General features: G+C 39.1%; 14 protein-coding genes. 10 read left to right on the top strand and 4 right to left on the bottom strand.

Features of this window, described 5'->3' with window-relative positions; translation table 11 throughout:
- The first annotated feature begins 112 nt into the window (after window positions 1-112).
- The 5 genes from LC455_RS14145 (at window position 113) to LC455_RS14125 (ending at window position 4,766) form a co-directional block, all read left to right on the top strand.
- Window positions 113-985, top strand: coding sequence for an ROK family protein (locus LC455_RS14145; protein ID WP_223591731.1), 873 nt, complete (start codon window positions 113-115; stop codon window positions 983-985).
- Window positions 969-1,955 carry a mannose-6-phosphate isomerase, class I gene (gene manA, locus LC455_RS14140; protein ID WP_263297789.1) on the top strand — a complete coding sequence of 329 codons (987 nt, stop codon included), beginning with the start codon at window positions 969-971 and terminating at the stop codon, window positions 1,953-1,955. Before LC455_RS14145 ends, manA begins: the two co-directional genes overlap by 17 nt.
- Before the next feature lie 182 nt (window positions 1,956-2,137).
- Window positions 2,138-3,532: an MATE family efflux transporter gene (locus tag LC455_RS14135; protein ID WP_223591730.1), complete on the top strand. Its 1,395-nt coding sequence runs from the start codon at window positions 2,138-2,140 to the stop codon at window positions 3,530-3,532.
- 102 nt (window positions 3,533-3,634) lie between these two features.
- The gene (locus LC455_RS14130) at window positions 3,635-4,339 is read left to right on the top strand and encodes a DsbA family protein (protein WP_223591729.1); all 705 of its coding nucleotides are present in this window, start codon (window positions 3,635-3,637) and stop codon (window positions 4,337-4,339) included.
- A gap of 1 nt (window position 4,340) precedes the next feature.
- Entirely contained in the window at window positions 4,341-4,766 is a 426-nt protein-coding gene (locus tag LC455_RS14125) for a disulfide oxidoreductase (protein ID WP_223591727.1), read from the top strand.
- A gap of 87 nt (window positions 4,767-4,853) precedes the next feature.
- Here the strand turns inward: LC455_RS14125 and LC455_RS14120 are convergent, their stop codons facing one another.
- From LC455_RS14120 to LC455_RS14110, 3 genes are all read right to left on the bottom strand, one after another.
- Window positions 4,854-4,937, bottom strand: a complete 84-nt coding sequence (locus LC455_RS14120; RefSeq protein ID WP_223592253.1) for a YjcZ family sporulation protein — start codon at window positions 4,935-4,937, stop codon at window positions 4,854-4,856.
- A gap of 92 nt (window positions 4,938-5,029) precedes the next feature.
- Window positions 5,030-6,286 carry an FAD-dependent oxidoreductase gene (locus LC455_RS14115; protein ID WP_223591726.1) on the bottom strand — a complete coding sequence of 419 codons (1,257 nt, stop codon included), beginning with the start codon at window positions 6,284-6,286 and terminating at the stop codon, window positions 5,030-5,032.
- 126 nt (window positions 6,287-6,412) lie between these two features.
- On the bottom strand, window positions 6,413-6,859 hold the full coding sequence (locus tag LC455_RS14110; protein WP_223591724.1) for a Dps family protein: 447 nt from the start codon (window positions 6,857-6,859) through the stop codon (window positions 6,413-6,415).
- Window positions 6,860-7,199: 340 nt separating this feature from the next.
- Here LC455_RS14110 and LC455_RS14105 point away from each other — a divergent pair, with 340 nt between their 5' ends.
- Window positions 7,200-7,796, top strand: coding sequence for a cell wall hydrolase (locus LC455_RS14105; RefSeq protein WP_223591722.1), 597 nt, complete (start codon window positions 7,200-7,202; stop codon window positions 7,794-7,796).
- A gap of 81 nt (window positions 7,797-7,877) precedes the next feature.
- Here LC455_RS14105 and speB read toward each other — a convergent pair whose 3' ends face one another.
- A complete protein-coding gene (speB, locus tag LC455_RS14100; RefSeq protein WP_223591721.1) occupies window positions 7,878-8,810 on the bottom strand; it encodes an agmatinase in 933 nt (310 codons plus the stop codon).
- A 202-nt stretch (window positions 8,811-9,012) separates the two neighbouring features.
- Between speB and LC455_RS14095 the strand changes: the two genes are divergently transcribed.
- The 4 genes from LC455_RS14095 to LC455_RS14080 all read left to right on the top strand — a co-directional run bounded on the left by LC455_RS14095 (window position 9,013) and on the right by LC455_RS14080 (window position 14,690).
- Window positions 9,013-10,353, top strand: a complete 1,341-nt coding sequence (locus tag LC455_RS14095) for an APC family permease (RefSeq protein WP_317851439.1) — start codon at window positions 9,013-9,015, stop codon at window positions 10,351-10,353.
- Window positions 10,354-10,618: 265 nt separating this feature from the next.
- A complete protein-coding gene (locus tag LC455_RS14090) occupies window positions 10,619-11,971 on the top strand; it encodes an APC family permease (protein ID WP_223591719.1) in 1,353 nt (450 codons plus the stop codon).
- 398 nt (window positions 11,972-12,369) lie between these two features.
- Window positions 12,370-13,275: a nuclease-related domain-containing protein gene (locus LC455_RS14085; RefSeq protein ID WP_223591718.1), complete on the top strand. Its 906-nt coding sequence runs from the start codon at window positions 12,370-12,372 to the stop codon at window positions 13,273-13,275.
- Window positions 13,276-13,400: 125 nt separating this feature from the next.
- Complete coding sequence (locus tag LC455_RS14080; protein WP_223592251.1) at window positions 13,401-14,690, top strand: Glu/Leu/Phe/Val family dehydrogenase; 1,290 nt, start codon at window positions 13,401-13,403, stop codon at window positions 14,688-14,690.
- The last annotated feature ends 10 nt before the right edge of the window (window positions 14,691-14,700 follow it).

The raw sequence follows: 14,700 nt of genomic DNA, 5'->3' as shown, positions 1-14,700 counted from the left end.
TTCCCTTTTTAAACACCACCATGTTTTAGGGGAAAGGCTATTAAGCTCTAAATATAAAAATTTTGAAGTTACGACGATAACGGTAAACATGAAACGAAATGGAGGTTTGAATATGCTGGGTGCTATCGAGGCAGGAGGAACAAAATTTGTTTGTGCGGTTGGGGACGAATTTGGGAACATCACAGATGTTATTCAGATTCCAACCACCATACCTGATGAAACAATGACTGAGGTCATTAACTTTTTTAAAAAATATTCTTTAGATGCAATGGGGATTGGGTCGTTTGGTCCAATAGATGTAAATATGGAAAGCCCAACGTACGGCTATATTACTTCCACACCAAAGACGGCATGGAAGAACTATCCACTTGTTCAAGCAATCAAAGATGCCTTTTCAGTACCCGTCGGCTTTAATACAGATGTGAATGCTGCTGCGTTAGCTGAAGCAACACTGGGCGCAGCAAAAGGTCTGGACAGCTGTTTATATATTACAATCGGCACCGGAATTGGAGCAGGAGCTATCGTTCACGGGAAATTGCTCCAAGGTCTTTCCCATCCTGAGATGGGGCATATCCTCGTACCGCGTCATCCAAATGATAAATATGAAGGGGGCTGTCCGTACCATCGTGATTGTTTGGAGGGACTCGCGGCAGGACCGGGGATAGAGGAACGCTGGGGAGACAAAGGAGTAAATCTTGTTGAAAGAGAAGAGGTTTGGGATTTAGAAGGATATTATATTGCGCAAGCTCTTATACAATATATTTTGATTCTTTCCCCCAAAAGAATCATTCTTGGCGGCGGAGTTATGAATCAAAAACAAGTATTTTCCTATATATATAAGTATTTGGATGAGCTAATGAATCAATATGTAAACTTCCCTGATCTTTCAAGTTATATCGTAAGCCCTGTATTAGGGAATCGTGCAGGGATAACAGGTTCACTTTTACTTGCCTATCAAGCGCTTCAAGATGAAAGTAGATCTTAAATATTCTGGGGGAATTAATGTGCAGCCATTATTTTTAAAACCAGTCCTTAAAGAGAGAATTTGGGGTGGACGGGCATTGCAATATGAATTTGGTTATGAGTTGCCATCCAATGAAACAGGTGAATGTTGGGCTATTTCCGCACATCCGAATGGACCCTCTATTATTGAAAATGGACCCTATGCCGGGATCACATTGGATAGGCTATGGAAAGAACAACCAGAGCTTTTTGGCAATCCAAAGGAAGAGGTATTCCCTCTTTTAACAAAAATTTTAGACGCTAATTTGGATTTGTCTGTTCAAGTCCATCCAAGTGACGATTATGCGAAGGTTTATGAGAACGGAGAATTAGGTAAGACTGAATGCTGGTATATTATTGACTGTAAAAAGGACGCAAATATTATAATCGGTCACAATGCAAAAACAAAGGAAGAAATGATTCGACTGATGAACGAAGGAAAATGGGACTCGCTGCTTCACAAGAGGAAAATTAAGCCAGGTGATTTCTTCTTTGTTCCTAGCGGAACGATCCATGCCTTATGTGAAGGCACGCTTGTGTTAGAGACGCAACAAAGCTCCGATACCACTTATCGTGTTTATGATTATGATCGTAAAGATGCTAATGGAAACATACGGGAACTTCACTTAGAAAAAGCTATGGATGTAACAACAGTTCCACATCAACATACCCAAAACGTTCCAACAGTTGAAAAAAGGGAAAATGTTACGATTACTACTTTTATGGAATCGGAATTTTTTTCAGTATATCATTGGGACGTAACAGGTGATGCAACATTTTTAATAGATAATAAATATTTATTAGTAAGTGTAATTAAGGGAGAAGGTTCTCTCGTTAACAATGGTGAGAAATATTCTTTACAAAAGGGAACTCATTTAATCATCCCTGTCGGGCTAAGAAAGTTTAATATAAATGGTAATTGCCAATTAATTGTTTCCCACCGATGTAAATAGTTGTAAAATTCAGATTTATAACCTTAGTAATAATCTATTATAGAGAGTAGAGCCGACTCATTCCGAAATCTTAGTTTGTCCATTAGATAAACTAAGGTTGTGTGTAATCATTAAAGTAACCAAGAATTTAAAAACAAATACTCCTAAAATATCAAATTCCAGTAGAGAAGTGTTGTATAAAAATGAAATTAGAACTACTGAAAATTAAACATGTAACTATCAATTTGTTAGAAAAATATTTTACGGGAGAATCAATTGAATACAAGAACATATTTGCGATCATCATTCCAATATTTGTAGACCAGACGTTTTTAATCCTAATGAGTTTATTAAATACAGCGATGATTAGTTCAGCGGGGGTTGCTGCGGTCAGTGCGGTTAGTATGGTCGATTCGTTAAATATTTTCTTGGCAAATGTATTTATCGCGGTGGCGACAGGAGGTACCGTAATTGTTGCACAATATAAAGGCAGCGGGAACACACTGATGGTTTCCAAAACAGCTACGCAGGCCATAAATGTAGCCACCATATTTTCAGTATTGGTGAGTGTCCTTGTCATTTATTTTCATATGCCGATCTTAAACGCCCTTTTCGGTAACGCTGAAGAGGATGTATTTAATAATGCAAAAACATTCCTCATCGGCAGTTGCATTTCTTATCCATTTACCGCCATCTTTCAATCTGTTACCGGATCGTTAAGAGGGGTTGGAGAAACGAAACCGTGCTTGAAGCTATCACTATTTCTTAATTTAACAAATACAATACTAAATGTTTTGCTGATTTCTATATATAAAATGGGTGTGGAAGGCCTCGTGATTTCCACTATTGTGGCAAGAACCTTAGGAACGACGGCATCATTAATTTATATTGTAAAGTACAATGAGACGATCCATTTCCAATTAAAAAGTGTATGTCGGATTGACTACGCCATTTTTAAAAAGATCATGTTTATTGGCCTCCCTTTTGCCGCTGAGCAAATCTTTTTCAATGGTGGTAAGCTCCTTACGCAAACTTTTATAGTAGAGCTCGGAACCCCGGCTTTGACAGCATTTGCCATCGCCAATTCTCTTGCCATGTTATTTCAAATAGGGCCGAATGCACTTGGCATTACCAGTGTCACGGTGGTTGGCCAGTGTATCGGACGAAGGAACATTCAAGACGCTAGGAAGTTAATTCAATCACTGCTAGGGTTTTCTGCCATCCTTTTTGTGATTGCAGCAGCTGTAATATTGCCTTTATTCCCTTTATTAATCAAAATGTACAATCCGCCGGATGAAATTATTCCAACCATTTTTACCATGATTATTATATCCGCCATTGCCCAGCCTATAGTGTGGTCACAAAGCTTTATCATGCCGTCAGCATTACGGGCAGCCGGAGATTCAAACTTTACTTCGATTGCATCGCTGCTGTCGATGTGGCTGCTTAGGGTAATTCTTGGTTATATTTTAGGAATTACATTAGGTTTTGGCATTATAGGTGTTTGGGTGGCCATGATTGTGGAATGGGGTGCACGGGGAATCATCTTTGCCTGGCGTTTTAAAGGGAAAAAGTGGTATGCCCATAAGCTTGTGTAGTGGGTGCGCTAATAAAAGACTAAAACCTTTTGTTTGCATTATTGTTAAGGATAAGTAATATTTATACTATCTAGGACAACAATTAACATAAGGAGTCTGTTTATGGCAAATAACAAAAAATACACGAAAAATAGTAAGAATTCATCATCAAAGTTTATTTTCTGGGTAGTGGGTCTAATTGCCGTTGGAATATTGGCGCTTATTTTTTTCGGAAATCATAATAAGGATCAGAATAATACCGCTTCCGAAAAAATTGATTACGCTAATCAGCCATTCCTGGGCGATAAATCTGCACCAGTCTCCATTATTGAATTCGGCGACTATAAATGCCCAAATTGCAAAAACTTTGCCGATCAAGTAATTCCTCTAATTCAAAAAGATTTGGTGGATACAGGGAAGGCCAAATTGTATTTTATGAATGATTCGTTTATCAATGTTGATTCTGAACGCTCTGCTAAATTTGCGGAATCTGTTTACCAGGAATTAGGAAACGACACGTTTTGGAAGTTCCATGATCTTCTTTACAAAAAACAGCCAGAAGATACTAAATATGAACAAATCGATCTATATACGGAAAAGTTTCTAACAGATACGTTGAAAGAAGTAGCCAGTGATAAAGATGTGGAAAAGGTTGTCCAAAACTTCCAGGCCAAGAAATCGGATGCTGCTTGGAAAAAGGATATGGACTATGCTGAAAAATTAGGTGTAACTGGAACGCCAACCATATTCGTAAATGGCAAGAAGTTTGAAGGCGGAAGTATGGAAGACTTAAAAAAGATGGTTGATAAAGCGGCAAAGGGGAAATAGCATGAATAAATCCTTAGTAGTCTCGTGGGTTGCAGCTTTAATTGCAACACTCGGCAGCTTGTACTTTAGTGAAGTCATGCATTTTGTACCATGTACGCTTTGCTGGTATCAGCGGATATTCATGTATCCGCTAGCCATCATATTGGGGATTGCTGTCTACCGAAACGATAAGGGAATTTATAAATATGTATTGCCGCTGTCAATCATCGGAATCCTAATATCAGGCTATCATACTTTATTGCAAAAGATTCCCTATTTACAACAGTTTGAAATGTGTACAAGCGGGGTTCCCTGTTCAAAGGACTATATCAATTGGCTGGGATTTATTACGATTCCCCTATTAGCGCTGATTGCTTTTATTACCATAACGATCAGCTTAGTGATTCTTGCCCGCAGTCAAAAGGAAGAAGAGACTATCCAAGGATAGTCTCTTTATTTTTGAACAAAAAAGAGCAGTAAAACCATGAGATTTTACCGCCCTCTTTTTATTAAAGTGTAATGGCCATTGCCATGATTAGTACATCCAAGATGCACCAACAATGATTAAAAGGATAAACAACACAACGATTAGCGCAAAGCTTGTGCTACTGTGTCCCATTTCAAAGTCACCTCCTATTTAATAATTACAATTTATGCAAATAGGAGAAAATTGAAATGGACAAACGTTGATTTGCAGTAAAAAGATTGAAATTAGCTATATTGCGGTCTTAGTTTGGATCGTTTGTTGACGTGCTGTTCAGCACTTAATGCTGCAATCGCACCATCAGCTGCAGAAATAACGGCTTGTTTAATCGGTGTTCTTCTAGCGTCGCCGCCTGCAAACACTCCATCAACATTTGTACGAAGATGGTCGTCAACGATCACATAACCTTCTTCATCTCTCATGACGGCTCCATTGAGGAAATCAGTCCCCGGTTTCATTCCGCCAAGATATAAGAAAATACCATCGACATTCCAAGTTTCAACTTCTTTTTTATCATTTAGAATCACTAATTTCTCAACACTATCTGTACCAATAATTTCTCTTACTCGGTGACGTCGATAGATTTGGACCTTTGGATTATCTTCTAGGGATGAAAGGTCAGTATCACCCTTTAACTCAGTAGGAATTAATATTTTAACGGTCTTGCAATACTTAGCAAGTGTTTCAGCTTCATGAATAGCCTCGTCGTTATCACCGACAACAGCGACAACCTGATCTTGATAAAAGGCGGCATCACAGGTTGAACAGTAGCTGACACCGCGGCCGGTGAATTCTTCTTCCCCATTAATCTTACTGGATGGAGCTTTTGCGCCAACGGCAATAAAAACGCTTTTCGCCTTAATCGTTCCTTCAGCTACCTCTATCATTTTGATTTCATCTGAAAAATCAACAGAAAGAACAGTAGAGCGGACGAATTCTGCACCAAAGTCTTTTGCTTGTGCTTGCATTCTTGTCAGCAGTTCAAGACCTGTCACTTCCTCACGCACGCCTGGATAGTTAGCGATTTTATGAGTAATTGCTAAAGTTCCTGCCTTTGGTGCCTTATCAATGACAAGGGTTTTTAATTTACCGCGGGCAGCATAAACAGCAGCAGACGCTCCAGCAGGTCCGCCGCCAATGGTTACAAAGTCATAGACTTCTTCAAGGGTCTTTTCATTGACTGGCTGGAAAATGGATTCTTCACTTTCAAGTTGTGGGGGTGCTGCTGCGGCTGGCTTGTCTTCTTCTGACAACCCAAGAAGTTTAATGAATTTTTTCTCCTGGAAGCCTAAAACGAGCTTTCCATTAATAAAGGTCGCGGGTGTTCCGAAAATTTTCCGTTCCTTTAACTGATCAAAATATTCTTTTTGAATCGAGGCATTCCGTTCTTCAAATTCAATTCCCTTTTCTTTAAGATACGATTTTACCTTTTCACAATAAGGGCAGCCAGTACTGCTATATACGATGACTTCATGTTTAGACATTCGGGGGTACCTCCTAAAATTTTTTCTTAATTACAATAATAATATTAATACTAAATAAAAGTCAAACCTTTTTAATAATAATTCTAATTTAAAAAGCCCAACATAAAATGTTGGACTTTAAGTAAATTAAATTGTTTTGCCAAGGAATGCCGTCAGCATCCAAACATGCTTCTCTAAACCTGAATGGATAGCCAGCAGCATATCGCCGGTGGTTTCATCATCTAACTCCCCAGCTAGACTCATTCCTTCTTTTATTTCCCCAATGATGATTGAAAAGTCGTTAATAATCGATTGAACCATTTCTTCAGCTTTTTCTGTGCCTGTTGCTTCTTGAATGGATGAGATTTCAAGGCATTCTTTCATGGTTGCGACAGGATTACCTCCAATTGCAAGCAAACGTTCTGCCAATTCATCGACATGGAGCCCGGCCTCATTATAGAATTCTTCAAATTTTGCGTGAAGTGTGAAAAATTGTTCGCCCTTCACGTACCAATGATAGTTATGTAATTTCATATACAAAACAGACCAATTGGCAATTTGTTTGTTAAGTACGTCCACTAATTGATTTTTCAATTGAAATCCTCCTTTATATCATCTCGTTATATTATTTCCAATAATACTCGTGAAATCCTGTGTGAATTAAAGGAAATTATTGTCAGTTTGGTGAAAGTTTCTCGTTTCCATGTTACATGGCTGAAACAAAATGTAATAATAATCCCTTCAATATCCAATAATTCATTTTTATGGAGTTTAATATAAATAGGATAGACCTTCCATTTCGGTTAGGAACGCTTTGATATCAGGCGGTCTGTTTGCTAGTTTTTGCATTCCATTTTTTGGCTAATGAATTCGTATGTTACAACTGGTAGCCTTAGTTGTAGAGAAACGAGCTACTAATCTAGGAGGTTTTCAAATGAACAAATTTAAAAAACTAGTAATTGCAGCTGGTCTTATCTTATCAATGTCAGCATTTACGGTAAATGGAAAAACAGAGGCGGCTACGACAACTCATAAAATTCAGTCTGGAGAAACTTATTGGAAAATTGCAAAAGGTTTTGGTGTGCCTTTAAATAGTTTAATGGCGGCTAATCATTCTAAGCCACTTTATACAGGACAAAATATGCTGATCCCGAACTCCCCTTATACAGCAGCAGAGAAAGATCTAATGGCACGTCTTGTCCGTGCAGAAGCAGTAGGAGAACCTTATGCTGGGAAAGTAGCAGTTGCTACAGTCATTTTAAATAGAGTAAAAAGCCCTGACTTCCCAAACACAGTTCGTGGAGTTATCTATCAAATTGCAAATGGGCACTATGCTTTTACACCTGTCCAAAACGGCCAGATTAATCAGCCAGCGGATTATGCCTCAAAGAGAGCCGTTAATGAAGCAATCGCTTTTAGTGGAAAAGGAAACGGCTCATTATTTTTCTACAACCCTAAAACCGCGCAAAGTCAGTGGATTCTATCACGCCAAGTTACCGTAACGATCGGAAATCATCGCTTTGCAAGATAATTATTAACATTCTATAAAAATAGATATTTATACAAAAAGGCAGTGGATTTCCAAAAAGGGAGTCTCACTGCTTTTTTGTATTTATTTATTAATTTTAAGTGCTACTAAACTAGCAAAATCATGAATGATGGTGGCTGCGAGCAGGGAAGTAATTTGAGTTGGGTCGTATGGCGGCAGCACTTCGACTAAGTCAAAACCAATAAAATTAAAGTCTGTTAGGGAACGAATAATTTGTAAGGTTTCAAAGCTATTTAATCCACCGACCTCGAGTGTCCCCGTTCCCGGTGCACAGGAAGGATCGACAAAATCTATATCAAAGCTAAGGAAGCAAGGAGTATCCCCAATTTTTTGTTTGATTTCTCTTATAACATCCTCCATTCCACGCTCCTTTAATTCAGGTGTCGTAATGACACGATAGCCCAAGTCTTTGCTAGCATCAATATCGCCTGGATGGTTGAGTGTCCCTCGAATCCCAACCTGAAAAACCTTATCTGGTATAAGCAGATTTTCTTCATAGGCTCGGATGAATGGAGAACCGTGCCAATATTTTTCATCATAATAGGTATCCCATGTATCGGTATGGGAATCAAAATGAATTAATGCAACAGGTCCGTGCACCTTGGCAGCTGCTCTTAAGTTGGCCAACGTCACTGAGTGGTCTCCGCCAAGCCCAATGGGAATGATTCCTTTTTCCATCAATTCCATGACTGCTTTTTCAATGACCTCGTAGCTGCGATGGATATTATGAGGGATCACGGAAACATCGCCAATATCAATGGCATTGCAATCATCAAACGGATACACCTTGTGAATCGGATGATACGGAAATAAGGTCATTGACGCCTGACGAATGGCTTGCGGTGCGAATCGGGCCCCAACACGGAAGGATGCGGCAGTATCAAACGGCATGCCGACAATCGCTAATTTCGCATTTTCTCTTGCGGAAGGCAGCCTCATAAACGTGCCTGTCGTACAAAATTCAGGTTTTACGTCTGGTGATAAAGGATAGTGCATTTTTAGATTCCCCCATTTCTGTTTTTTCAAAATTATTTGATGCAAGTTTTATGCCAAATAAAAGGTAGGAGCTCTTCATAATTGGCACGGAAATTGCAAGCATACATACTGATTTTAAAAATAAGGGGGAATAAAAAATTTTAAAAAGGCAAAGGGGTTCTCTTGAATTGAAAGCGGTTTAAAAAAAGGGGAGGTATGATAGGTGGAAAATGGCGTAAAGTTGAAAAGATCGTTAAAGCTTTGGCAGATTGTTATTATGGGGCTTGCTTATATGACCCCCATGGTTGTGTTCGATACGTTTGGGATTGTTTCAGGGGTAACCAATGGTCACGTACCAAGTGCCTACATTATTGCATTGATTGGCATGCTTTTCACGGCGGCAAGCTACGGCAAACTGGTAAAGGTTTTTCCTCAGGCAGGTTCGGCTTATACTTATACACAAAAGGCGATAAACGGTCATTTAGGATTTCTGGTTGGCTGGTCCTCTTTACTTGATTATTTATTTTTACCAATGGTCAACGCTTTATTAACCAAACTATACTTAAATGCTTTGTTTCCATCCGTTCCTGATTTTATCTGGGTATTAGTATTTGTCGGAATAGTTACCTTTCTTAATTTACGCAGCGTTAATATTCTGGCAAATTTTAATTCCATTTTTGTGGCCGTGCAAATCCTGATTATGATCGTCTTTATCATCCTTGTCGTTAAAGGGCTGAATGGAGGCGAAGGAGCCGGAACTGTGCTTAGCCTTAAGCCTTTTTTTGTGGAAGGGATGACCATTCCAGTCCTAATTACAGGAGCAACGATTCTCTGTTTTTCCTTTCTTGGTTTTGATGCGGTTTCAACCCTCTCTGAGGAAACACCAAATCCAGAAAAAACAATTCCAAAAGCGATCCTTTTAACAGCTTTATGGGGAGGAGTCATTTTTATCACCACATCGTTCTTTATTCAGTTATTCTTCCCTGATATTTCAAGATTCAAAAATCCGGATGCAGCCCTGCCGGAAATCGCTCTGTATGTGGGGGGAAAGTTGTTTCAATCGATTTTCTTATGTACAACCTTTGTCAATACTCTAGCATCTGGGCTAGCTTCACATGCAAGTGTATCGCGATTATTGTATGTAATGGGGCGGGATAAAGTCTTTCCGGAGAAATGGTTCGGCTTTGTCCATCCAAAATGGAGGACGCCTGCGTTTAATGTTATATTTGTCGGTGTCATCTCTTTATCAGCATGGTTCTTTGATTTAGTTACTGCTACGTCGTTAATTAATTTTGGCGCCCTTATGGCGTTTACATTCGTAAATCTTTCTGTTATAAGTCATTTTGCCGTCCGGCAAAAAATGCATCGGTCACCAAAAGGATTTTTTGATTACGTCATCATGCCATTAATTGGTGCTGCTGCAGTAGGAATCCTGTGGGTAAATCTTGAAATAAGTTCCTTGATCATGGGTCTTATATGGTTTGGATTCGGCTTTGTGTATTTGCTCTATCTAACAAAAGCATTCCGAGCAGCGCCGCCGCAATTTAAAACAGAAGAAGCATAATGAACCTTTAAGCCTTTAATCATTCTCTAGATTGAAGGCTTTTTTGATGCCCTTGTTATGCAAATCAGATTAGATTATGCAAAATTTCATAGATTTTAGGGTTGTTTTATTAATTATTTAGTTAAAAATTGTTGGCATAAAAATTGCAACTATTTTGAATAGTAATATAATTATTTCGAAGGGGAGGTTCTATTGGTTTTCATATTGATTTGAACAAAAATGAAACTGCTTACATTTATTTTTTAAAAAAGGAGAGTTGTTCAAATTGGAGAATGTTACCCTTAAGCGGTCACTTGGCCTCTGGGCCATTGTAGGCCTTGGATTAGGCTACATGACGCCGACTATTGTATTTGATACATTCGGAATAGTTTCTGAAGAAACAAATGGTGTTGTTCCTCTTGCCTATCTAACGGCATTGGCTGTAATGTTGTTTACAGCGATTAGTTATGGAAAAATGGTTCAAGTGTTTCCAAGCGCTGGATCTGCCTATACGTATACGAGAGAAACTATGAGCCCCCATCTTGGATTTATCGTTGGCTGGGCAGCCTTGCTTGATTATATCCTCTTACCCATGGTAAATGCCTTGATTATCCGAATTTATATGGTATCCGTCTTTCCTTCGGTTCCAGCATGGATTTGGGTGGTCTGTTATGTCGCTATCGTTACTGCCATTAACGTATGGAGTATGAGTAAAACCTCAAATTTGAATTCCCTTCTTGTTATTTTTGAAGTTGTCTTAATTGGTGCTTTTATAGTTCTCGCTTTTGTGAAGTTATCCCAAGGAATGGGGCAAGGGACGATTTTCACTACGGAACCGCTTTTTCATTCCAATATCCATTTTGGTGCTGTTTTGACTGGTGCCACAGTGGTTTGTTTTTCCTTTATTGGTTTTGATGCTGTCACGATGTACGCTGAGGAGGCCTCTGATATAAAGACGATGCCGAAAGCGATTATGTTAACGGTTTTAATCGGCGGCGCCATCTTTTTTGTCTGTGGTTACTTCGCCCAAGCTTTATTCCCAGATATTTCGGGGTTTAAAGTAACGGATGATACGTTACCCGAAATTGGCTTGTTTGTTGGAGGAACGCTCTTTAAACTAGTTTTTCTTGCAGGTGCGTTTGCTGCAACTGTCGCTTCCGGGCTGGCATCCCATGCGAGTGTGGCACGTCTATTATATGTAATGGGACGGAACGGTGTCCTTCCGAAAAAGCTATTCGGTTCGGTTCATCCAAAATTTCGGACTCCTGCTTTTAATGTAATTCTCGTCGGGGTAGTTTCACTGCTTGCGGTAGCACCGAGCCTTGAGCTTATTTCTTCCTTTATTAACTTTGGTGCATTGATTGCGTTTACCTTTGTTAATTTGTCGGTTATTGCCCATTTCGTTTTCCGTCAAAAGCGATATAAAACCGGAAAAGATATTTTCTCTTTTCTTGTAATGCCCATCCTTGGAGCAGGCACCACGGGGATTTTGTGGTATAACCTCCAAGCAGATGCCCTCATCGGAGGAATTGCTTGGATAGTCATCGGGTTAATCTATTTAGCCTTTAAAACCAAAATATCTAAAACGAGTATTGTGGATCTTCATTTTGATGAAGCGGAGAAACCTACTTCTTTATAAGTGGAAGTTACCTGAGTCAGGCGTGATGCCTGGCTTTTTGGTCGTTTTGTGGGTGTGGAAACGAATGGCGAGTATAATGGGAAAATTCGTGAGTAAAGAGTGGAAATCCGCGAGTAATATGGGATTTTGGCGAGTAAATCATACGTTTTGGCGAGTAAACTCTCCAAAACAGCGAGTGAAAAATTCCCCCGTCTCAAGAGGGATTTTAAATTCATAATATAGTCACAATTAATGTCGATTATTGCAGGAGTTTGGAAGAAATAAGGAGAATTTACTGAAAAAAATGTAAAGGGAGTGGTATTTTGTTCGCTAAAGAAATTCAAATAACACCAAGGATTGAAAAACTGGAGGCACTTACTAGGAGATTGTCCACTTTTCATCCCAAATGGCCTGAAGTGTTGGCAGATTATAAAGGCAGAATGGCTGGTTTTCGCGGAGAGAAATCTTTAGGCTTCTACTTAAGTATGCTATCCAACTCGAAATACCTAATATTTCATGGACTACGGCTTTTATATCGTGAATATTACTTCCAAATGGACTTTTTTCTCTTATGTTCAGCTTTTGGCATTGTACTTGAAGTCAAAAACATGTCGGGAGAGCTATCATTTGAAAAGGAACAAAATCAAGCCACATGCAAAAGGAATGGAAATGAAGAAAGAATCAAGAATCCTGTCCTACAAGCAAAACTGCAGGCTAGGAAACTAAAAAATTGGCTTCGAGAACATAATTGCCCTGATTTTCCAATTCTTTATTTTTTTATCAATAGTAACGATAGAACAATCATAAGAACGGAAATAAGAAATGAACAGATTACTCAACATATTTGTAATAGCAAAAACCTCTTAGAGAAAATAGATCAAATAGAAAAATATTATAAAGTAGAAAAACTAAACAAAAAAGAGCTTAACAAAATTAAGCGTCTCCTCTTGACCAACCACACACCAGATAACCCTGATATCCTAAAAACCTACCATTTATCTCCCAATGATATACAAACAGGTGTACAGTGCCCTGAAAGCTGCTCCATACCAATGGTTTATAAAAGAGGAAAATGGAATTGTCCGAAGTGCAATGCTCAATCCAATAATGCACATATTCATGCCATCCATGATTATTTTCTATTAATCAAGCCTTGGATAACAAAAACAGAATTCTGCCAATTTCTACATATCGACTCCCCTCACATTGGACTTAAACTACTAAAATCAATGAATCTACCCATTACAGGAAAATTTAAAACTCAAGTATACCATCAGACTACAATCTCTTCATCAGGATACGAAAAACGAATTATGCAGAGATGAATAAAATCAGTCACTTTTTCATAATACCTAAATTCTTTTTCGAAAAAAGCAGCAATATTCCCCCTTTCTTAAGTTGGCACGAATCTTGCTTCTACCTTAATAACAACAAAAAATGAGGTGTTATGATGGTAATCGATTCTTTAGATTTGAAAAAGAGCGAGGTATTAAGGGAAAAGGATAACTCTTTAATTGAGTTTCAGGAAACACTCAGAGAGGCTGCCCAAATCCTGAATTATCCGCCGCAGGTCTTTGAATTTTTAAAGAAGCCGATGAGATTTTTAGAGGTAAGCATTCCTGTTCGGATGGATAACGGGCAGACAGAGATTTTTCAAGGATATCGGGCACAGCATAATGATGCATCAGGTCCGACAAAAGGCGGAATACGCTTCCACCCGGATGTGACCCCTGAAGAGGTAAAGGCATTAGCGGGCTGGATGAGCTTAAAATGCGGGATTACCGAACTTCCATACGGCGGGGCTAAGGGCGGGATTGTCTGCGATCCCCGAATAATGAGCCTTGATGAGCTGGAACGCCTCAGCAGGGGCTATGTTAGAGCGGTCAGCCAAATTGTGGGCCCGACCAAGGATATCCCGGCACCGGATATGTATACAAACTCGCAAATTATGGCGTGGATGCTCGATGAATACGATCATATCCGTGAATTTGATTCACCAGGTTTTATTACAGGAAAACCCATTGCACTAGGCGGCTCAAAAGGAAGAGAAACAGCCACCTCAAAGGGCGTTTTGTACACCCTTGAGATGGTATGCGAATTAAAGAAACAGCCAGTTGAGGACCTGAAAATCATCATTCAAGGATTTGGAAATGTAGGAAGCTACCTTGCAAAGTATTTATATGATTTAGGAGCTAACGTTGTTGGCATCAGCGATGTCCTTGGCGGTTTATATGATGAAAACGGCCTTGATATCCCATTTCTCCTCGAAAATAGAGACTCGTTTGGGATTGTATCCAATCGCTTTAATAGCTCGATAACAAATCAGGAATTATTAGAAAAAGAATGCGATGTCTTAATTCCAGCAGCGATTTCCGGGGTCATTCATAAACAAAATGCCAGCAGGATGAACTGCAATATTATAATCGAGGCGGCCAACGGGCCAACGACAAAAGAAGCGCTGAAAATTCTCGATGAACGAGAGATTCTCGTTGTACCGGATATACTTGCAAATTCAGGCGGTGTGATCGTTTCTTATTTCGAGTGGTGTCAGAATAACCAGGGATATTATTGGACGGAGGAAACCGTTGATCAAAGACTCAAAGAAAAAATTACTCAGAGTTTCCTAAATGTTTTTAATACCTCCAAAAAATATAGTGTTAATTTAAAAATTGCTGCTTATATCGAAGGAATTCAGAAATTAGCCGAAGCCTCAAGACTTAGAGGCTGGCTGAAATATTAAAAGGGAGGAA

It is taken from the genome of Neobacillus bataviensis (genome assembly GCF_019969725.1).
The sequence above is the reverse complement of the archived record's forward strand: the minus strand, read 5'-3'. Positions and strand labels throughout refer to the sequence as shown.